The following is a 21,149-nucleotide window of genomic DNA, read 5'->3' as shown; positions in this document are numbered from 1 at the left end:
ATCGACAGGCTGTTAAAAGAGTGAGTAGTAGTAAAAAACGGTTCACTTGACGGGTGCGCTGATCACGCCGAGGTATCTTCCCATCCAGTAAGGCAGCAGCCAGATATCCCCCGCACTGTGCTCCGAAGTTCCATTTCCGCCATTTCGATCCAACGAAAACATATTGCCATTATGGCGTTGCACGGGACGTTCGTCAGGGGGAAGTACCTCTTTTGTAGCTTGTTTGCGAAAGTTGGGTTCGAGCAGTTCAATGTCTTTCCGATGGCTGTTTTTAATCACCCAATCCACCAAATCCAGCGGATGCTCCTGTAAATACCAGACCGCCTCTTCCAGATCGAATTCTTTCGTGCCGGTCAATGCCGTGAAAATATTCCACGCACCTTCTTTTTCCGGCCGTTCAGCTCGCCAGTGATCCAGGATCTGGGCTTTGTATTTTGCTTTCAAAGTATCATTAAATGCATATCGGTAAAGGCCCCAATATCCCAGAAAGTACATTTCGTCATCGGAATGATTCCAGCCGTCGGACATATGCTTTGCGTGCTCATCTGCATTTTCCGGCGCTTTCCCGATTTCTTTCATCGTGCGCATCATGTTTTCGAGGTAGCCGTATTTGGTCATCAGCTCGAATGCTTTTGCCTTGTATTTTTCCTTTTTGGTAAAATGATAGGCCGTCTGCAGCATAGCCACAATATTCGACGAGTTCAGTTTTCGGTCACCGACATTCGTTGGAAATGAATTCACATACGCAGGGTTCCATTTGCCCCACATGGTAGGTTTACCGTCGTAGTCGATCAGGTACATGTCATTTTTAACAATATGTGACATCACCGTATCGATGAGCATAATGGCTTTGTTTTTCATAACCGGATCACTAACCAGCTCAGCCATCGCTCCAAATGCGAAAATGTGGCCGATCACTTCGTCGCTGCTCGTGGTCGATTTCCAGTCCCATTCCTTTTCGGGAGAATGCTGCCAGCGTTCATGATCGTGCAACTCTTTTATATGTCCCGATCGCTCGAAAGATCTCGCCGGAAATCCTGCAACCGGGTTCACCGTGTAAAGTCGTTCCATCGCATCCAGTGATTCGCGGCAGTTTTGAAGTGCCTCCGGATCTTTCGTAATCGCATATCTGAAAATTTCTCCACCCAAATACATCGACGTCCACAATCCATCATTATCCGAATCCTCCATATAGCCCGTCGCCAGATTTCCGTGGTCCATTCTTACCAAAGCTGCATTAAATCCATTGCGGATATGTCTTTTCCTGACCTGATCCTCGAAAAGCATTGCCTTATCTTCAAGTGTCATGCTTTTGAACACGATTTGACTTAAACCTCTGTTAGTCAATATTAATGCTGAATTTTTGGGTCCGGCTGTGATGTCGATAACCTTGTTTCCTGGCAGCCAGCGCTCCCCGAAATAGTAATCGTATTTACCATCACCCCGCAATGCAAATGCACCCTGGTCCGATCCGAACCAAATTTTACCATGGATTTCCTTCACCGAAGTAATGTTGGTCACCGGCAGTTTTTTCTGAATGGTGCCGGCTTTGCCCGACTGAATGTCAAATGACAAATATCCGTCTGTGGTACCAATGACGATCCTCGATCCTTTTTCAGCCACATCAAAACATGTGAAATTCTGGCCGTCCAGTTTTTTGGTCAATTTTTTATCTTTTACCGAAAAACTATAAACCGATTTTTTCCCAAGAATCCAGAATTGATCGGCATTACTCTGAAATGTAAGTCCCAAAATATCATCCCCGTCGAGCTTCCCAGTCCACAGACTTTCTGATTTTTTGATGAGTTGCAGCGACTTACCGTCCGAAACAAGAAAAGTAAAATCCTTTCCACCTGCAAATAGTTGAGCATTCGGAAGATTATGTTTTGAAAATAAAGTACCAGCCCAGGCATTGCTCATCACCACCGAATCCGTGAGACAGGTCAATTGATTCTCGTAGGAGGTGAGCGCGGTAATTTTTTTGTATTTCAAAAAACGGTATGAATTGTCAGCTGCGATGGTACCGGGATATAGAAACTGACCGTCGTGAACCTGGTGCAAACCTTCCTTCGTCAATATTTGTATTTTCCCATTCCGGTCCGCGGCTACATGGGTTACCTTTACCTGGATCGTGTCCGAATAAAATTTGATACTGTAATCCTGTAAATAAGGCTTGTCTTTGTACACGGACTGCCCAAATGCCATTGTAGTGCAAAGCATAACAGTCAGTAATGTCAATAAAAGGAGTGATTTTCTTGTCTTTTGCATTAAAATTAGGGTTTAAGATTTTGGCACTTTTGTGGGATCGACGACCACATATTTAATCGATTTTTTCCCTTTTTCGGGATGATGTGAGTAGGTCATATGGAGCATTCCGTCCGTAGTCTGGATCAGTGACGGATAAGAATATCCGCCTTTTTTCGACAAATCGTTTTCCAGAAACAGTTTCCATTTCCACGTTTTGCCTTCGTCGTCTGATATTCGCAAACTGAGCTGATATCTCCCATTATCAATATCATTTCCAAGAAATGCCCACCTTCCGTCTTTCAGAGCGAGCAACTCCACACTTGCAGTGTTTGGAATATCTGTCTTTTGAGTTGCTTTCCAGCTTTCCCCGTTGTCGGAAGATTCGCTCACGTGTACCCTTGTAGGTTCATCGCCACTATCACGCATGAAAGCAACCAAATCGCCATTCTTCTTCCTGATGATTGCAGGTTGAATAGGTCCCCGACCAACAATCGGCAAACCTGGCCGCCAGGTTGCACCATGATCGTCTGATATCGCTGTAATAGAGAAATTAAAACCATCTGAATAAAGCGGCAGCACAATTCTGCCCTTTTCCAGTAAAAGCGGTTTGATCCGTGTCATCCAGCCAATGCTGCGTTTCGGCACATCCTTGCTCGCTTCAATGACCATATCGTCATATTTCGGAGCATACCCAGCCCAGCCGGCACTATATTCCGGGAGGTCTTTGAATTTCTTTTCGACTTCCTCTGCAAAACTTTTATCCGGTTTCAGCAGAATGTTATCCTGCCAGTTCCAAACCGGCGCGCCGCTTTTAGTATAATCAACCGATGTTTTAAAACGCAAAATAGATTGTTCCCAAAGATTCGCCTGAACCGCAATCCAAACCAGAAACAACTTCCCCCCGGCATTCAAAAACAACACCGGGTTGCAATCCGGAATATGCGGAGTATCCGCCATTAAAAACGGCTCACTCCATTTCGATTCACCCTTTTTTAACCTTGCTCCCATAATCAGCACATCGTCTTCCGTGCGCTCGCCGCTGCCTTGAAACCACGCTGTCAGAAAGTCTCCATTAGGTAGACTGACAATGCTGCTCCCATGCACATGTTTTTCCTGGTGTGGGAATATGAATAGTTCTTGTTTGACAGCCGCATTTTGAGCTAATGTGAATACCTGAAAAATTAAATTTCCGGCTATCGTCAATACCAGCTTTTTTATCATTTCAATTCACTTTTTTTCTCCGTTCCAATAGTTCTTTCCAGGTAGTCAGGATGATGCCTTCGGTTTGGATGAATTTCTTTAAATCCGGGTCAAGTACCGAGAGCATATCGGCATAACGTGACCCGCCCGATGCGCTGATGTGTTTGAATTCGTCCGTAATATCACTGCTGTGGACGATGAGCATCGCCACACCCGGCTGCATGTTGGTCAGCGTTTCCTTGAATTTCTGCGCTTTATATTTTCCCCATTTTTCAGGGGTAATGTCCGTTCCTTCTGGTTTCCAGTCGCCGCTGATCGTGTGCAGGTCATCTAAAACCGGCAGACCTGCGGCCCAGATCTTCTGTCCGACTGCGCCGGATTCCTTTGTAATGGCTGGCTCCGGAAGCTCCATTCCTTCTTTCCATTTACCCTCGGCTTTCAGTTTTTTGATCAATGGATTATTGAGCGACTCCTTCAAAAGCTTGTTATTACCTCCTGGAAACATGACCGGAATGCCAAATTCGACACCTACTTTAATGTACCGTTCGAGGTAAGGCATGTGCGCGAACAAGGTGCCCATGTGCGAATCCATGTGCGTCGGTTTTAACCCGAGTTTCAATGCACGGTCGAGTTGCGCGCGGATCTCTTTTTCCACCTCATCGGCGCTGGCGTGTTTGATTACCTGCTCCACGGTGTGCCACATACAGCTCTCGTGATCCACCAGGCCGGGAGAATTGGGAATGCCACTCAGCGGCGGCCAGCGGTAATCCTGCCATTCCGACGTCAATGTGAGGTGAAGTCCCGCGTCCATTTTCGGGTTTGCGATCGCATATTTGGTAAAACTGGCAGCCCACGGACAAGGCATCATAATGCTACAGGAAGTTGCAATGCCATCATGAATGGATTTTTTGGCCCCCTCATTGGAAGAATACGACATACCTGCATCGTCCACATGGAAGATTACCACTTTGGAACCTTTCGGCCAGCCCAGTTTTTCGGCATACGTTTCGCCGCTTTGCGCAAGTGTTTCATTCATGACTAGCAATAAAATGTTGATTGCAAAAGTTAGCAGTAATCGCTTCATAATTCTTGGTTTGATGAGTACTTATTATTTGGAAATCATGCCGAGGTATCTCCCCATCCAGTAGGGCAGCAGCCAGAAAACGGGTTCGCGTTCCACCTGCGGATTGCCGCCAGCCAGTGTCCACGGATTTTTATCCCAGCGCACCGTCATGCGTAGGCTTGCGGGTTGTAATGCATTCACCTGCTCATCTTCCAAAACCGGCGTGCGTACCACCTGAATGTCTTCCCGTTTCCGGTGATCAATCGGCCAGTCAACCAGATCGAGAGGTGTATCAATCAGAAAATCGACCGAATTCCGGAGCTCGGATTTTTTATTCAAGCAATAATTATAAATGAAATTAATGAGCGGATTATGGTCGTCTTTGCGGTGGGTAAACCATTCTTCCAAATGCGTTCTGTAGAATTTCAACCGTTCCGGATCTTTTTCACAGTTGATCAGAATAGGGTAGAGGTAGGCCTGCAAAACCACATCGAAATAGATCAGCCAGGCGGGATTTTGGCTGGTAACTTCTTTCATGTTTTCGAGGTAATGCTCTTTTTCAATCAGGCGCAGGTATTCTTTCTGGTACTTTTCATTACCGGTTATAAAATGCGCGAGCTTCACAAATGCGAGCATTTCCATGGAGTTCTGGTTGCGGTCGGGCAGCCATTCGGGATCGCGGTTTAACTTGTCCGGCGACCAAACCGACCAGCGTGTATGCGTACCGTCTACGTCCACCAGGTTCAGGTCATTTTTCATCAGGTGATCCACAATCTTAGCGACGTGTGCGGCAATGACTTTCTTCTCTGCTTCGTCGGCTACCAGACTATAATAGAAGTAGTATCCGAACATATGCCCACACATTTCATCGCTGCTGGTATCGCCTTTCCAAAGCCATTTGCCATCTTTGGACTTGTGCCAGCGAACCTCCACGGGCTTGAAACGAGGTTCTTTCACGAGTTCATCTGCCTTTTCACGCTCGGTAAACACCCGGTTCCCATCGTGCATGTGCGTCCAGTCGGCGGGAATGATGGTTCTTGCAAAAAAACCGTCGGTACCCGTTACTTCCTGTAATAATTTCAAAAAACCAAATGCCTTTTTTGCATTCTCGCGGGCAATGGGATCTTTGGTTGCGGCGTATCTGAAACTTTCCATCGCCAGATAATTTCCCGTGTATTCACCGTCGTTATCGTCGTCCTCCGGCTCCCACGACGTTGTATCGCCAGGCGTTTTCAAATGCGCCTGACCCGCGATCCAGGGTGCGCGAATGTGACGTTTCATTAATATATCAAAGAAAAAGTCATTCTTCTGCGCGAGTGACATTTTCCGTTTCCTGATCGCGCTCACACCCTGCGGCGTCGCGATCCAGGCAGTTCCTTCGTGATCAAATGCAATGCTGTTGACCTGATCATCCATCAGCCAGCGTCGCGAAAAAAGCAGCGAATGCGTACCGTCGGGTTGAAACCGCACAATTCCCGCCTGCGTGCCCACCCACATGGAACTATCCGGTGCCTGCCGAACCGCGGTAACATAAGTTGATGGTATCCCCTCAATCGGTCTCAATTCTTTCTCCTTTTTCCCTGAATTCTGAATGGTAACACCGCCAAGTCCGCCAATCCACAGGTTTCCTGTCTGATCCAATGCCAGACCTTTTGCATACGCGCTGATCAATGCGTCTGTTTTGTACTGATGCGTTGTTTCTTTTTCAGTCCAGTGGTACAATCCAACATCCGTAGCAATCCATAGCCCACGGTTTTTATCAGAAATTACATCGCGGACGGATTTGGCAATCGTGGTGTTTTGTTTAATAAAACCTTTACCTGAATCAATCCAGAAACCGTTTGGGCCAAGTATATATATGCCTTTAGTAGTTGCACAAATGGCGGAAACGGGACTTTTCGGGCCGGAGACTTTCTCCGGAATGTCATTCGTAACCTTGTAGAGGCCATTCCAGGTGCCCAGCCAGATGTTACCTTTCGGATCTTCCGCGACTGCGAATGCAGGTCCATCGTTTTCACCGGCAATGACTTTTATCCAATTTCTTGAATCCTTCGTTTTCTTAAAAATACCCGCAGCAGTCGCGATCCAAATGTTCGAATTTCTGTCAGCCAGAATCTTTCTTACTTCATTCTCACCTGCATTTGTGCCTACTACATAAGCATCGTGGTATTCCTGCAAGAATGGTTTATCCTGATAAAATGCATTTTCAGTATCGACATTCTTATCAGTCTTGCATGAGAAAGCGAGGAGGGTGAGAAGTAAAATGTGGAATGTGCCGGACTTTACGTGCCGCGGTTTCATGCGTTGGCGTAGTTTACACTTTCCTGGAATAGCAGGCTTATCAGTTTTTTGTGTTGTGAAAAATCAGGGATCAGGAGTTGCGCGCCCGCTTTTACCAACCGGGGGCGTTTCGACGGATTATGCCCGAAACGCTGAACTTCGTTGCTGGTAATGCCCACCGAAATGCCGCCTGCCCGTCTTCCCTCGCGTATTTCGTCCGGGCCATCCCCAAAAACGGCGAGTTCTTTACCCTGCAAATTGTTATCCCTAATGATCTTTTCGATGATCATCTTTTTTGAAAACTTGGTATAATCCTTCAATGCCCCATAAATGCCACCGTCGAACAGATGGGCATATCCCAGCATTTCAGCCTCATTTTTCACATCATCCACATCGGTGCCGCTGGCCAGGTACATGGTAACGCCCCGATCTTTCATCTCATGCAAAAAGGCCACTGCGCCTTTCAATGTGTAATCTTCCTGGCTAAGTTCGCCGTTTGCAAGCCGCTCCATTCGCTTGTTCACCATCTCCATTAAGCCATCATTGTACAGTTCTTTGTATTGGAATTTGTCCAGGATCTGTTCCTCAGGGACGTATCCGAACTCGCGAACCAGATTAACCAATCCTTCCATTTGATAGATCGTCTGAATGCCCGTGGTTTTGTGAATAAACTGTTTCACCTCGGCCAGGATCTTATGAAAATTACCCGGGTCGATCGTCTCGTATTGTTCGCCCAAAATCGCCTTCATCATCACCGGCTCCATAATTTCTTCCCAGCCTTGCCGCAGCGAACTGATCGTTCCGTCATGGTCGAAAACGGCATAACGTATATGTCCCAGCTTTTCCAGTACTTCCGGTGCGCAAAGTTCGAAATCAGTTTCGGGGACAAACACGGCACTCCGCTCATTATCGGCCAGGTCCGCATTGTAAATAAAGTCGGGTTCTTTGCTGATCTGGAGGATTTCTTCGGGGTTTGCAGTACCTGTTGTAAAGAGTTTCTGTACCGTCACCGCAGCCGCGAAATTCGCAAACCGGGCCGAGTCCTCAGGCCCGATACCCGCCGCCAGGCAAAGTGTAATGGCGCTGATCGCGGTATCGCCGGCGCCGACTGTATCCAGTTTGCTCTTTAATTGCAGGCCAAGGATTTCGTGATTTCCGGTTTGGTCAAAAACAACAATTCCTCTTTCCCCGCAGGTCACGAAAACGGGTTTGTTATATTTTTCAAAAATCTGCTGACCATATTTTTCGACCTCCGAAACCGAAATGCTATCGTCCGGACTCACCTTCAAACCGGTCAGAGAGGCAATTTCTCTGTCATTTGCTTTTAAAAAGGTATTTTCAAAGCGATCATTAAAATGGCGCGAATCGAGCATGACGATTTTGTCACTATACTTTGCAAAAAGCCTGTTCGACTCATCTATAAAAAACTCATTATTAATGCTTCCGGTTACCTGCTGGTTGAAAATCAGGGCATCGCATTCTTTTAATGCATTTTCCAGTGCTGCCAGCAGTTTTTGGTCCGTTTCAATGCTTCTTTCATTATATACACCAAAGTCCACCCGCGGCTGCTCCTTTCCCTCGACCAATCTTTTGAGGTAATTATAAGTACTGAAATTCTCGTTTTGGATGAATAATGAAGAAGTATCCGCACCAAGCTGCTGCAGCTGGGTTGTTAATTCTCTCCCCTGCATATCATTTCCGATGGCGCCGATTACTTTAATGCCTGCCGGTTTCAGTGCGGAAAGATTTGCGACTACATTGCCCGCACCGCCGGGTGAATGGTAATGCCCCGCAACAGTTTCGGTCCAGAGTCCGGTTTCAATGGAAATTTCGGAGCCACGGTTGTCCATGATCCAATACGAATCCAGGCAAAAATCGCCATATACAGCGATGTTTACGGTAGTGATTTTTTCTAGAATTTGAATGATGCGGCTTTGATCCATGAGACCGGATTAGAAATCGTGGTTGCTGACTGATATTAACTGGACTATAATACTCGGAAGAAGTTGAGGCAGACTATCGCCCTGAAAATGTTTGTTGGTTACGGTTGAAAGTGACGCCTAACCAAAGACTTTACGTCAGGCGAAATACTGAAAATGAAGTAGATGTCAACGGTCGATCAAGTGAATGTTAAATCGGTTGGGTTTGCGCAAAATGAAGATAATTTTACGCAAGTTGCGATTTCAAATCAAAAAGGAAGATGTAGCTTTATCAACCTTTTTACAACGTCACTCGATAGAAAACACCGCGGATTAATTTTTCAGCAAAATTTTCAGTTGCTACTTCCCGGTTTTGTACAATTAAATTTTTAGTAGCGATTCCAAACCCTTTTTGTATAAGTAAACCTCTACCACCGTGATCTACCCTGATGAAAATACCCTGAGAAGAGTTACGCAAGGCGATGAATCGGCCTTCGCGGAACTGTATAATTATTATAAAAATCCTGCTTTGAGATTTACTGTTTCTTTGCTGAAAGACGAGGAAGAAGCGGAGAATATGGTGCAGGATGTATTCATCAAAATTTGGGTAAAACGGGCGCAGATCAAGCCTGATCACAATTTCAACTCCTACCTGTTCACATGCCTTCGGAATATGGCATTTGATTACTTCAAAAAAGTGGAGAAAAGTGAGCAGCTGCGCAAACTTTATATGGAAAACATCCGGGTAGCGGCCGAAGATGAAAAGGAGGAAAATGAGAGAAGATTGAGCCTGGTGCAAACTGCGGTGGACTCGTTATCCATCAAAAGGAAGTTGATATTGAAATTGAATATTGAAGAAGGAAAATCATATCAGGAGATAGCTGAATTTCTTCGAATTTCGAAGAATACAGTTAAAAATCAGTTGGTTAAAGCAAAACAGATCCTCCGTGAAAAGGTAGATTTCGCTACGGTCTGATCCGCATTTAAATCAGAATACTTCCTTAAAACAAAAAACCAGAAGCCCGCAAGTTTCTGGTTTTTGTTTGAATGCATTAGCAGCTATTTCAGTGCTGCGAGTTCAGACAGATCGATTTCTTTGAGAATACCCTTGATCTGATCAATAGAGACATTATTTCCTTCAATATTAACGAGGTAGCGATCACCTACGAGGACATTGATCTCGCCGGATTTACTCTCATTGTTGTATTTTTCAAAAGCTTTGTAACCGTCGATCTTAGTCGTTTTTTCGTAGCCAGTAGTCGTTTCTTTGTCAATATCCGCCATAGACCACGCCGCCAGCGCCATGGTTGACACGCCTGCAATACCGCCAGTATCTATGATTTCGACGTCAATGGATTCGTCACTATTGCCCCGATACTTACCTTCGGCAGTAGAAACGGTAAATCCCATTGCCCCGGATTTTTCGCCCGTTGATTCAGTCCGTTTTAGCCCGCTCAATTCTTCCGGCAATATCTCCTTCAACTTTCGAAAATCCACGGGATCGACAGCTTCACGGTTACCCATTTCTTTGGCTTTGTCCGCAAATGCCTGCAACGCGTCAGCCGGACTTTTTTCGCTGGCTTCTTCTTCAGTTTCTGTTTCTTCCTGTTTATTTCCGCAGCCACTCAGCACCAGAGAAGCGGCAAGAAAGAATGTAAAAATCAATGACGTTTTCATCTTACGGTTCTTGGTAAATGGTTCAAATGAAACTTTATCAGATTAAAACAAAGAACTGAAAGATAACTACTTAATGGTGGAGACGGTTTATCAGGCAGGCCGTTGCAAAGGTGAATTCCGCGATTTGATAATGAAGTAAATACCAAGCAGCACAACCGGTATACTCAGGAATTGCCCCATATTTAAAGCGTAATTAGCTTCAAATGCCTCCTGGTTTTCCTTCAGGAACTCATAAAGGAAGCGTAATGTAAATACCCAGACGAAGAATACTCCGACCATCAGTCCGCGAGGCGTCGCTGCTTTGTATCTGTTCCAGATCCAGAATAAAACAAACGTCAGGATGAAGCAGGAAATGGATTCGTAGAGCTGTGCCGGGTGCCTCGGGATCTGTCGGAATTCAGTATTTTGCATAAAGATAAAGCCCCAGGGCACATCGGTGGGTTTTCCAACAATCTCAGAATTCATTAAATTTCCAAAGCGAATGAATGCGCCGGCTAACGCAATCACAATCACCATGCGGTCGGCTACCCAGAAGAATGTCTGACCAGAGGATTTGCGGGAACGGGAATAAAGCCAGAGACCAAGGATAATGCCCACAACGGCGCCATGACTTGCCAGACCGGCGTAGGGTGGAAGTATCACTTCCATTGGGTTGCGAAAAAGGACCTCTGGTTCGTAAAAGAGAAAATGGCCGACCCTGGCACCGATTACCGTTGATAAAACCATGTACAAAGTCAAGGAATCGATATCTTCAAGGCTTTTTCCTTCCTTCTTGAAAATATAGATCATAATTTGCTGACCAACCAGAAAGCCGGCGGCGAACAAAAGTCCATACCAGCGAACCGGGAGAGGGCCAAAACCAAGAAATTCAGGAATTGTAAAGATTTCGGGACTGGCGTCCCAGAGGATATACGAAATCATGCATTGGATGTTAATTGTCAAATATACTACTTTGAGACAAGACGCGAAATGAAATTTTTACTCATCGGACTTGTGCGGATTTACCAGGGAGTATTGTCGCCTTACCTGCCAAATTCCTGTCGTTACACCCCTACCTGTTCACAGTATATGGTGGAGGCGGTGCAAAAATACGGGGCTGTAAAAGGGGGCTGGATGGGGCTGAAACGCTTGTCTCGCTGCCATCCATGGGGTGGGCACGGTCATGATCCGGTACCCTGAATTAACCGATCGCTACCTTTCGGAGAATGGAATCAATGATCGTCATCGTACGCACTCCGTCGGCTTCGGCTTCGTAGTTCAGAAGGATCCGGTGGTTCATAATGTCCGGCGCGAGTTCCTTGATATCTTCCGGCAAAACGTAATCCCTGCCTTCCAGATAAGCCAGCGCTTTCGCGGCGCGATTCAGGTAAATGGTCGCACGCGGCGATACCCCAAACTGAATGTAACGGGCTTCCTCACGCAGGCCATAGTCGAGAGGCCGGCGGGTAGCAAAAACGAGTTCAATAATGTAGCGTTCGAGCGTGTCGGAGATATTGACTTTGTTCACATTATCCCGGATCGCGAAAATATCTTCTTTATTTAAAATCGGCCTGATCTTGTATTCGTAATTGATGTCGGACATCCGGCGCATTACTTCCAGTTCTTTCGCTTTGTCAAGGTAATCGACGTAGACTTTCATCATAAACCGATCGATCTGGGCTTCCGGTAATGGATACGTACCTTCCTGCTCCACAGGGTTTTGAGTAGCCAGAACTACAAAGGGCCGGTCGAGCAAATAAGTTTCGTCGCCAATGGTAACCTGCTTTTCCTGCATCGCTTCCAGCAATGCCGACTGCACTTTGGCTGGCGAGCGGTTCACTTCATCCGCCAGGATCAGATTCGAGAAAATCGGCCCTTTTTTTACCTCATAATCACCGATTTTCGGTTTATAGATCATCGTACCGATCAAATCGGCGGGCAATAGGTCGGGAGTAAATTGGATGCGTTTAAATTCGAGGTGGAGTACTTTGGCCATTACATTGATTGTCAAAGTCTTGGCAAGTCCAGGCACACCTTCCAGCAAAATATGACCACCGGTAAAGAGTCCGATCAGCAGCCGGTTCAGCAGCTTGTCCTGCCCCACCACTACTTTCCCCATCTCATCCAGTACTTCCTTTATTTTTTCTATATACATTGATTTCGTTGATGTAAATGTGGGTTTTCTTCCGGGATTCTCCTATTTCCCCCGACCCCTAAAGGGGAGACATTCATTTATTTTCTCCCCATTAGGGGTCGGGGGAGAAGAAATCGAGGGGCCGGGGAAGCCGAAACCGAGGCCTGGGGAACCAGGGGGCTGGGATTATCACTCCCAAACTGCTCTCACAAACCGATCCTTCCCGTGAATGTCCCGCAGGATTTCCACATTCGTATATTTTCGTTCTTCAAAAACCGTTTTTGTTTCCGCCCCGAAATGCTCGTTGATCTCCACGTAGCATTTTCCTTCGTGTTTCAGGTGGTGTATCCCGAAATCGGCGATTGCTTTGTAGAATAGCAACGGATCATTGTCTTCTACAAAAAGAGCTTCGTGTGGTTCAAAACGCAATACATTCGGCCGCATATGCTCTGCCTCCGAATAGGTAACGTAAGGTGGATTACTTACAAGGCAATCAAACTGAATGACGTTACCAGGCAATGGAAATGTTACATTAAGCATATCCTGTTTGGCAAAAGTTACATCGGCGATCAGCTGGCGGGCGTTTTCTCTGGCTACTTCCAGCGCCTCATCCGAAACGTCCCACGCATGTACGGATACATGTGGCAGGAAACGTGCCAAAACGATTGCGATGCAGCCGCTACCAGTCCCGATATCCAGGATAGAAATGTTTTTTTCCGGCTCGGCATAATCGCGTGTTACCATTCTCACCAGTTCTTCAGTCTCCGGGCGGGGGATTAAAACCGATGAAGAAACCCGGAATTCGAGTCCGCAAAATTCCGTGGAGCCGATGATGTGCTGCACGGGTTCGTTATCGTTCAATCGTTGAATGATGTTATCCCAGTCCGGCTGTGCGGTATTTTCAGGGATCGGGCGATCCACCAGCACGTCGATATTTCGAATTCTCATATAATGCTCAAGCAGCATAAATGCGATCGCCTGGGCCTCTTTTTCGGGATATACTTGAATCTTTTTAGTAATGTATAAATAAAGCTGGCGTGCCGAAGTCATTTTCAATGATTTTGATTCCAATGTCGGAAAGTTAGCAAATAATGCCAACTCGCGAAAGCTGACTTTAAAAGGAGGTTTGTATTTTTACCGCATGGAGACAGACATGCAATGGATGACACGGGCACTGCAGCTCGCAGCTTACGGCCGCGGCAATGTAAGCCCTAATCCGATGGTGGGCTGTGTGATCGTGAGTGACGGAATGATGATCGGCGAAGGCTGGCACCGTGCCTATGGCGGGCCGCACGCCGAGGTCTGGGCTGTTAAAGATGCGGAGGAGCGGGGAAATGCGCATTTGTTATCCAATGCTACGGCGTATGTTACGCTGGAACCATGTTCTCACTACGGAAAAACACCACCCTGCGCCGATCTCCTGATAAAAAAACGTCTTAGAAAAGTAGTGATTTGCAATACGGATCCAAACCCGCTGGTTTCGGGAACGGGAATGAAACGCATGGCCGAGGCGGGAATCGAGGTGCAAACGGGGCTGCTTGCGGAGGAAGGTCTGGAGTTGAACAAAAGGTTTTTTACCGCTATGAAAAAGCAAAGACCTTATGTGATCCTGAAATGGGCTGAAACCGCCGATGGATTTCTTGGCCATGCGCAGGGACCGCCGGTACGGATCAGCGATCCGTTATCCAATGTGCGGGTACATCGGTGGCGGACGGAAGAAGACGCCATTTTAGTGGGATACAAAACAGCATTAATGGACAATCCGCGATTAAATGTGCGGCATTGGTCAGGAAAAAATCCAGTAAGAGTGGTTCTCGACAGGCATTTGAAGCTACCGAAAACGCTCAATCTGTTCGACGGGACGCAGCCACTCGTAGTTGTGAATTTCAGGGAGCAAACAGCTATGACCTCGGAGCCGGAACGTTATGGAAACCCGGGATCCATTGCTTATATGAAAGTAGAGCCGCGGATGAATGAGATCGAGCAGCTGCTGACAGGTTTGCACCAGCGAAAAATACAATCGGTATTCGTGGAAGGTGGCGCTGCGGTCATTAATGCATTTTTAGACTCCGGTTTGTGGGACGAAATCCGGAGATGCCAGAACATTCAGAAAATCGGAAATGGAGTAGCTGCGCCGCGACCAAAAGGTACATTGACCGGCTCGGAAAAGGTGCAGAACGATCTCTGGACTTTTTACTCAAAAGACTAAACGCTCCATAAATTTTCCTCCGTAGTCCAGATTTCCCAGGCTTTCTCGGCTTGTAACTGCAACATTTTCAATCCATTCTGAGTTACAGCTCCTTTTGCAGTCCCGTTTTTCAGAAAAAGAGTTTCGGCCGGGTTATACACCAGATCGTAGAGGAAATGCTTTTTTGTGATCAGATCATAGGGAAGTGCCGGGCACTCCTCAACATTGGGAAATGTACCCAGCGGCGTTGTGTTAATGATCAGAAGATGCTCATTCATTACTTCTTGCGACAATTCCTCGTAAAGAATGGAATCGTCGCTTTTCTGGCGGGAAACGAGCGCATAGTCCACGTGCAGATCCTGCAAAGCAACTAGTACTGCTTTTGCCGCACCGCCATTTCCTAAAACCAGGGCCTTGAAATTCGTACAAACTTCTCCGCGGCGGTCGAGCCATTCTACAAGTGACTGACGAAACCCGTAATAATCGGTATTAAATCCTTTCGTGCTGCCATCCGCATAAATTTTGATCGTGTTCACAGCACCGATTCGTTCAGCCGAGGCATCATCGAGGTCATCCAGATATGCGATTACGTCTTTTTTATATGGAATGGTCACATTCAAGCCTTTGAGATCGGTTTTTCTTTTTAAAAGCGCAGGCAATTCTTCCAGCGATTTCATCTCAAAAAGCTCGTAACTACTTTCCTTTATTTTCTCTCTGACAAACTTATCTGTGAAATATCGCTTGGAAAATGAGTGTGTAAGAGGGTAACCGATTAATCCGTATAAATCCATAATTGCTTGCCGGGTTGCGCGACTTTTAAAATGCGAAGTTAATCCAGTACCCAGGTAAATACAAAAGAGTCGCTTCCCGATCGTCGGAGAAGATGCTGAAAGTAGGCCCATGTTAATGGTCGCAGAGGTTCAAGATCAGTTAGTTTCGTATATATTCTAAACTAGTTGTAGTTAGGATTCCTTCTAGGTTAAACTAAACATGAATTAATTTGTAATTAATATAGAAATAAGATAGAATTACCTTATTTATCAGTTGTGTAACATTTATGAAATGCGTAAACCTCTCCTCGTTAGTTTTTCTATTTCTTCTTATCACTTCACTTGCCCGCGCACAGTCAGGGAGGGATTACAAAGTCATGCTTCGAAGTGGGGCATTTACGCCGGAAAAGAATATTTCTGCTCAGTTAAAAGGTACTAATCTCCGGACTTCGGATTCAGCGAAAAAGTCATTTGTAATCATTCAGTTTGAAGAAATTCCCGGTGCGGATGAACGCCGGCAACTGAAAGAAGAAGGGATCGACTTGCTTGAATACATTCCCAACTTCGCCTACACAGCTACTATTACCGGAAATGGATCGGGCAATGCATTAGCCCGTACGAAAGGACGGTCGGTGATCGAACTTTCACCGGAACAAAAAATGCAACCGGGACTTGCCAATGGAAAAATCCCGGCACACGCAATTAAAGTCGGCGGTAATGTGGATGTCTGGATCAGTTATCCCAGGAGTTTTAAGTACAGTGAAATCAGCGAAAATCTGAAAGAAAAGGCTTTTGATCTCATCTCTGACCAATATAAGGATTATCAGATCCTGGCGGTGCGCGTTCCAATTTCCAGGTTGAATGAGCTGGCAGGCCAGCCATTCATTCAGTATGTGCAGGCGGTACCTCAGGAAGACAAGCCGTTTAACAACAGGACTTTCGTAAATGGGCGGGCAAATGTGCTGGCTTCATCTCTGCCGATCGGGCGGAATCTGACAGGCGAAGGAGTGGTAGTTGGGGTTGGCGACGAAGCTAATCCGGTGCAGCACATCGACTTCAATAATCGTGTCATCAATCGTTCGGCACTTGACATCGGCACGCATGGTATTCACGTCATGGGAACATTGGGCGGAGCTGGTATCGTGAACGAACGTTTTGCCGGGTATGCCCCGAAAACAACGATGGTGGTGCAGAATTTTTCAAATATCCTTGCTTATTCGCCTCAATATGTAAAGGATTTTGGAATGGTGATTACCAACAATTCATATGGCGGGGATGTGAATACGTGCGAAACATTTGGTGTGTATGACCTGTATTCCTACATTCTCGATCAGCACGCATTTCAAATGCCTTATCTGCAGCATGTTTTCGCAGCCGGGAATAGCGGAACGATTGCTTGTAGTCCCTACCCCGCAGGTTTTGGGAATATCCTCAGCGGGTTTCAAACTGCCAAAAATGTCATAAGTGTCGGTTACACAACCGACCCGGGAGTGATCGTAAACGGTTCGAGCAAAGGGCCGGTACGTGACGGACGCATTAAACCTGAAATCACAGCTTTTGGATCTCTGGTCATGTCTTCGATTCCGGTCAACTTGTATGGCAACGGATCCGGTACGAGCATGTCGACACCGGCAGTATCCGGCGGACTTGCGTTGTTGTACCAGCGTTACCGCCAGTTACACGGTGGTAATCCCAAAAACGGACTGATGAAAGCACTCATCAGCAACGGCGCGGAGGATAAAGGAAACGAGGGTCCGGATTATAAATATGGATTTGGATGGCTAAACCTGCTCCGGCCATTGCAAATGTTGGAAAGTCAGCATTATGTCAATGATTCACTGGTTCATGATGAAACAAAATCCACATCTATTTCCGTACCATCCGGCACCGCACAACTAAAAGTAATGCTGTATTGGAACGATCCTGCGGCACCGGTTTTGTCTTCTCAAAATCTCGTCCATGATCTCGACCTGAGTGTAAAAAAAGGGAATAAAACGACTTTGCCCAGCTTACTCGATCCAACGCCCTCGAAAGTCAACAACGTGGCCGGAACAGGGGCCGATCATGTGAACAACATGGAGCAGGTCATTATCAATAATCCGACGGAAGGTGACTATACCATTTTGGTAAAAGGCACCTCAGTGGCTCAAAATCCGGTTCAGGAGTATTTTGTAGTCTACGATGTCATTCCAAATGTCATTACACTTACCTATCCCATCGGCAATGAGAAGCTTCGCGATGGCGATGGTTTCTCGGTTAGCTGGGACGCTTATGGTAACGTTACCAGTACGTTTACCGTGCAGTATAGTCTCAATGACGGCGGTTCCTGGACGACGATCGGAAGTAACCTCGCCGCGAATCTGAGGCAGTTTGCATGGACTATCCCAGCAGGCACGGTTTCAGACAAAGCAAAAGTGAAGGTGATCCAAAACAGTACCGGGGCGGAAAGTGTGAGTGCCGCATTTACGATCGTCGGGATCCCAACCATTACATTGTCGGCATTGCAATGCGAAAGCTACATTTCGGTGGATTGGTCTGCTGCGGTCGGTGCGACGGACTATGAAGTAATGGTTTTGAAAGGTAGTGAAATGGTCTCCGTGGGGACTACTACCTCCACGAATTTCGTTCTCAGCGGACTGTCGAAAGATTCGACGTATTTTGTCTCGGTTCGCGCCAGAATAAACGGAAATCCGGGCCGGCGGGCGGTGGCCATTTCACGGAAACCCGACTCCGGTACATGCCAGGGATCTATTTCAAATTATGACTTCAAGATTGAATCCATCCTTACCCCAACGGGCTCGGGGCGGAAGCATACTTCTTCGGAGCTCGGCAATGCGGTTTTTGTCAAAATAAGAATTAAAAACCTGGATGATGTCGATCTCAATGAGCCGATCGATGTCGGCTATGAACTTGATGGGGTAAGCATTCCGATTGAAACGATCACGCCTTTTATCGAAAAAGGAAAAACCTATGACCACACGTTTTCAGTCGGGGCGAACCTGTCCAATGTGGGTTCCTACACTTTCAAAATATACATTCACAACAGTAAAGACCAGGTAACTTCCAACGATACGCTGGTAAAAACATTCAGGCAGCTGCCTAATGATGCACTTGCGTTGCCGTTTCTGGATGACATGGAAAATCTGCCGGTACAGACAGTCGTGACCAGTCAAACGGGTCTTATCGGAGACGGACGTTACGACTTTTCAGCTTCTTCCGATGCAGGCAGAATCCGCACCTTTGTGAATTCAGGAATTGCTTCTTCAGGTCAAAAAGCGTTGACGCTCGACGTTAACCGGTATTTTTCAGCAGGTAATACCAATTACCTGGAAGGTACCTTCAACCTCGGCGCATTTGATATGGAAGACGCAGATATCCGGTTGAATTTTTTGTATAAAAATCATGGGCAAAAAACAAATGCAAACAACAAGGTCTGGATCCGCGGAAAAGATACCGATCCATGGATAGAAGCCTATGACCTGTTTGCAAATCAAAGCTTGTCCCAGGATGGATACAAAGCCACGCGAGGTATTGAACTAAGTAATTTGCTTTCGGCAAACGGGAAAAACTTTTCGTCGAGCTTTCAGATCCGTTTGGGACAATGGGGGAAAATGATCACGGCCGATTATGCGAATGGCGCCGGTTATTCTTTCGACGATATCGAGATTTATGCGGTTATCGATGACATTCAAATGATTGGAATTGTTTCGCCCGCCGCAGAAAGTTGCGGGCTTGGGAATGAAGAGCCAATCACGATCAAAATCCGTAACAGTTCCGCCAGCGCGATCAGCAATGTGCCGGTGGTTTATCAGCTGGGTAACGGAGAGGTTTTCCAGGACATCATTCCAAGCATTGCCAAACGGACTACCATAGACTTTACATTTTCAAAAAAAGCAAATCTTTCGGCATTTGGCGAGCAGAAAATCAAGGTTTGGGCTGCGTTGAATTCGGATGGATATCATGATAACGATTCCGTGAGCGTATCCCATTTCAATGCGCCGTTGATCAGCAGTTTTCCCTACATTGAAAATTTTGAAAACGGGGACGGATTTTGGTTTGCCAAAGGTCTCAAAAGCTCCTGGCAGCATGGTACACCTGTTTCCGCCGTGATCAAGACAGCTGCCAGCGGGACGAAAATCTGGAAAACGAACCTTGCCGGGGGACATAACAACCGTGAAGAATCCTATTTATACTCACCTTGTCTGGCTGTTTCCGGGCTGGCTGCACCGACGCTCAGCTTTTCGGTGGCGCTCGATTTTGAGACTTGTGATCCGACACCCTGCGACATCGCCTATCTCGAATATTCCGGGAATGGAGGTCCATGGAAAAGACTTGGTACCGTGGGCCAGGGGACAAACTGGTATAATAAGACTTATTCGGGAAATGGCGCGTGGAGTGTGGTTGATAATACCCGCTGGCATGTGGCAACTGTACCATTACCAACCGGCTTTTCGAATCTGAAGATCCGCTTTGCGATGGTTTCGGATGGCAGTACCCAGCGGGAGGGGATTGCCGTGGACGACATCCATGTATACGACAAGGCGAACAACATTTACGACGGCGAGAGCATGGCTTCGCCTGTTTCCCAGACGGTTTCTGCGGGCACAAACTGGGTTCATTTTTTGCAAAACGGACAGCTGCTTGCCTCCATTAACCCTAACAACCAGAATCTGGGAAATACGGGCGTGCAAGCTTTCATTAATGCAGCGCCGGTCAGAAATGCGAATAATCAGTATTATCTGAATCGCAGCTTTACCATTCATCCGCAAACAAGCAGCCTCACTGATTCGGCGACTGTACGTTTCTACATTCTGGATTCAGAAACTGAGGCACTTGTGAATGCAACCGGCTGCGGTTCCTGCGGAAAGCCTGTAAATGCCTATGATCTCGGGATATCGAAATTCCGTCACCCGCAGAAAGTGGGAGAAGATGGCTCACTCGGCAACAATTCAGCAGGTACCTGGTCGTTCCATTCGCCGGAAGGCATTGCAAAGGTGCCATACGATAAAGGGTACTACCTGGAAATGAAGCTGAAAAGCTTCTCTGAATTCTGGTTTTCAAAGGGTTTTGTCGGTACCACCAATTCGTTGCCGGTAAACCTGATCAGTTTTGATGCCAAAAAGAAACCGACAGACGGTTCAGATAACAATGTTATTCTCGAATGGACGACCTCATCGGAAGAGAACTTCGACCATTTCGACCTGGAAGTGGCGATCGGGAATGAGGCTTACAGGCTAGATCAATTTGTAAAATTTGCCCGTGTATCCGGTTATGGCGGTTTAAAAACCAATAGCCAATATACTTTCATAGATACGGATCCTGCCAAATCGGGCGTCCGCTACTACCGTTTAAGAATGGTAGATCGGGATAGTACATTTGCATTTTCGAGGGTCAGGCCGGTTGTGTTCGATGAAATGGCGGAATGGACAGTTTATCCAAATCCATCAAAAGGACTGTTTTTCGTGAATTATCAGGCAGATGCAGGAAAGGAAGTATCTGTCAACATTTACGATCTGAATGGCCGGTTATTCCGAAAAGCAAGCTCGGTTGCGACGGGTTTTTTACAAAAAAGCAAGGTGGATATTACCGGAAACGAGTTCACCGGAGGTATCTACGTTCTTGAAATTGATAATGGAAAAGAAAAGCGCGCATTTCAGGTTTTAAAAGATTAGGAAAACAGAAAATACACGTT

At 46.5% G+C, this 21,149-nt stretch carries 14 protein-coding genes; 4 read left to right on the top strand and 10 right to left on the bottom strand.

Annotated elements, in window-relative coordinates; translation table 11 throughout:
- Positions 1-42: 42 nt before the first annotated feature.
- Genes LZG72_RS05120 through LZG72_RS05100 form a run of 5 tightly spaced genes read right to left on the bottom strand, consistent with a single transcriptional unit; the run spans position 43 to position 8,733 of the window.
- Positions 43-2,268 (bottom strand): hypothetical protein, encoded by a 2,226-nt coding sequence (locus LZG72_RS05120; RefSeq protein ID WP_233868370.1) that lies wholly within the window; start codon positions 2,266-2,268, stop codon positions 43-45.
- Positions 2,269-2,280: 12 nt separating this feature from the next.
- Complete coding sequence (locus tag LZG72_RS05115; protein ID WP_233868367.1) at positions 2,281-3,468, bottom strand: exo-alpha-sialidase; 1,188 nt, start codon at positions 3,466-3,468, stop codon at positions 2,281-2,283.
- A gap of 1 nt (position 3,469) precedes the next feature.
- Positions 3,470-4,531 (bottom strand): polysaccharide deacetylase family protein, encoded by a 1,062-nt coding sequence (locus LZG72_RS05110; RefSeq protein ID WP_233868364.1) that lies wholly within the window; start codon positions 4,529-4,531, stop codon positions 3,470-3,472.
- Between the two features lie 24 nt (positions 4,532-4,555).
- Positions 4,556-6,811, bottom strand: coding sequence for a two-component regulator propeller domain-containing protein (locus tag LZG72_RS05105; protein ID WP_233868361.1), 2,256 nt, complete (start codon positions 6,809-6,811; stop codon positions 4,556-4,558).
- Positions 6,808-8,733: a PfkB family carbohydrate kinase gene (locus tag LZG72_RS05100; protein WP_233868358.1), complete on the bottom strand. Its 1,926-nt coding sequence runs from the start codon at positions 8,731-8,733 to the stop codon at positions 6,808-6,810. The genes LZG72_RS05105 and LZG72_RS05100 overlap by 4 nt, the downstream gene beginning before the upstream one ends.
- A 412-nt stretch (positions 8,734-9,145) precedes the next feature.
- Here LZG72_RS05100 and LZG72_RS05095 point away from each other — a divergent pair, with 412 nt between their 5' ends.
- Positions 9,146-9,685, top strand: a complete 540-nt coding sequence (locus LZG72_RS05095; protein WP_233868355.1) for an RNA polymerase sigma factor — start codon at positions 9,146-9,148, stop codon at positions 9,683-9,685.
- A gap of 83 nt (positions 9,686-9,768) precedes the next feature.
- On the opposite strand, the gene LZG72_RS05090 is transcribed toward LZG72_RS05095, so the two are convergent.
- Both LZG72_RS05090 and lgt read right to left on the bottom strand, forming a co-directional pair.
- Positions 9,769-10,386, bottom strand: a complete 618-nt coding sequence (locus LZG72_RS05090) for a hypothetical protein (protein ID WP_233868352.1) — start codon at positions 10,384-10,386, stop codon at positions 9,769-9,771.
- 90 nt (positions 10,387-10,476) lie between these two features.
- Positions 10,477-11,307, bottom strand: a complete 831-nt coding sequence (gene lgt, locus LZG72_RS05085) for a prolipoprotein diacylglyceryl transferase (RefSeq protein ID WP_233868349.1) — start codon at positions 11,305-11,307, stop codon at positions 10,477-10,479.
- 48 nt (positions 11,308-11,355) lie between these two features.
- Between lgt and yidD the strand changes: the two genes are divergently transcribed.
- Complete coding sequence (gene yidD / locus LZG72_RS05080) at positions 11,356-11,565, top strand: membrane protein insertion efficiency factor YidD (protein WP_233868346.1); 210 nt, start codon at positions 11,356-11,358, stop codon at positions 11,563-11,565.
- 1 nt (position 11,566) lies between these two features.
- Here yidD and LZG72_RS05075 read toward each other — a convergent pair whose 3' ends face one another.
- Complete coding sequence (locus LZG72_RS05075) at positions 11,567-12,520, bottom strand: MoxR family ATPase (RefSeq protein ID WP_233868343.1); 954 nt, start codon at positions 12,518-12,520, stop codon at positions 11,567-11,569.
- A 168-nt stretch (positions 12,521-12,688) separates the two neighbouring features.
- Positions 12,689-13,549, bottom strand: coding sequence for a peptide chain release factor N(5)-glutamine methyltransferase (gene prmC, locus LZG72_RS05070; RefSeq protein ID WP_233868341.1), 861 nt, complete (start codon positions 13,547-13,549; stop codon positions 12,689-12,691).
- Positions 13,550-13,640: 91 nt separating this feature from the next.
- Here prmC and ribD point away from each other — a divergent pair, with 91 nt between their 5' ends.
- Entirely contained in the window at positions 13,641-14,708 is a 1,068-nt protein-coding gene (gene ribD / locus LZG72_RS05065) for a bifunctional diaminohydroxyphosphoribosylaminopyrimidine deaminase/5-amino-6-(5-phosphoribosylamino)uracil reductase RibD (protein WP_233868338.1), read from the top strand.
- Here the strand turns inward: ribD and LZG72_RS05060 are convergent.
- A complete protein-coding gene (locus LZG72_RS05060) occupies positions 14,705-15,478 on the bottom strand; it encodes a shikimate dehydrogenase (protein ID WP_233868887.1) in 774 nt (257 codons plus the stop codon). The two genes, ribD and LZG72_RS05060, sit on opposite strands and share 4 nt — an antisense overlap.
- A 356-nt stretch (positions 15,479-15,834) precedes the next feature.
- On the opposite strand from LZG72_RS05060, the gene LZG72_RS05055 reads away from it, so the two are divergent.
- On the top strand, positions 15,835-21,129 hold the full coding sequence (locus tag LZG72_RS05055) for a S8 family serine peptidase (RefSeq protein ID WP_233868335.1): 5,295 nt from the start codon (positions 15,835-15,837) through the stop codon (positions 21,127-21,129).
- Positions 21,130-21,149: the final 20 nt, after the last annotated feature.

It is taken from the genome of Dyadobacter sp. CY323 (assembly GCF_021390245.1).
In the GTDB taxonomy this organism is placed as follows: Bacteria; Bacteroidota; Bacteroidia; order Cytophagales; family Spirosomataceae; genus Dyadobacter.
The sequence above is the reverse complement of the archived record's forward strand: the minus strand, read 5'-3'. Positions and strand labels throughout refer to the sequence as shown.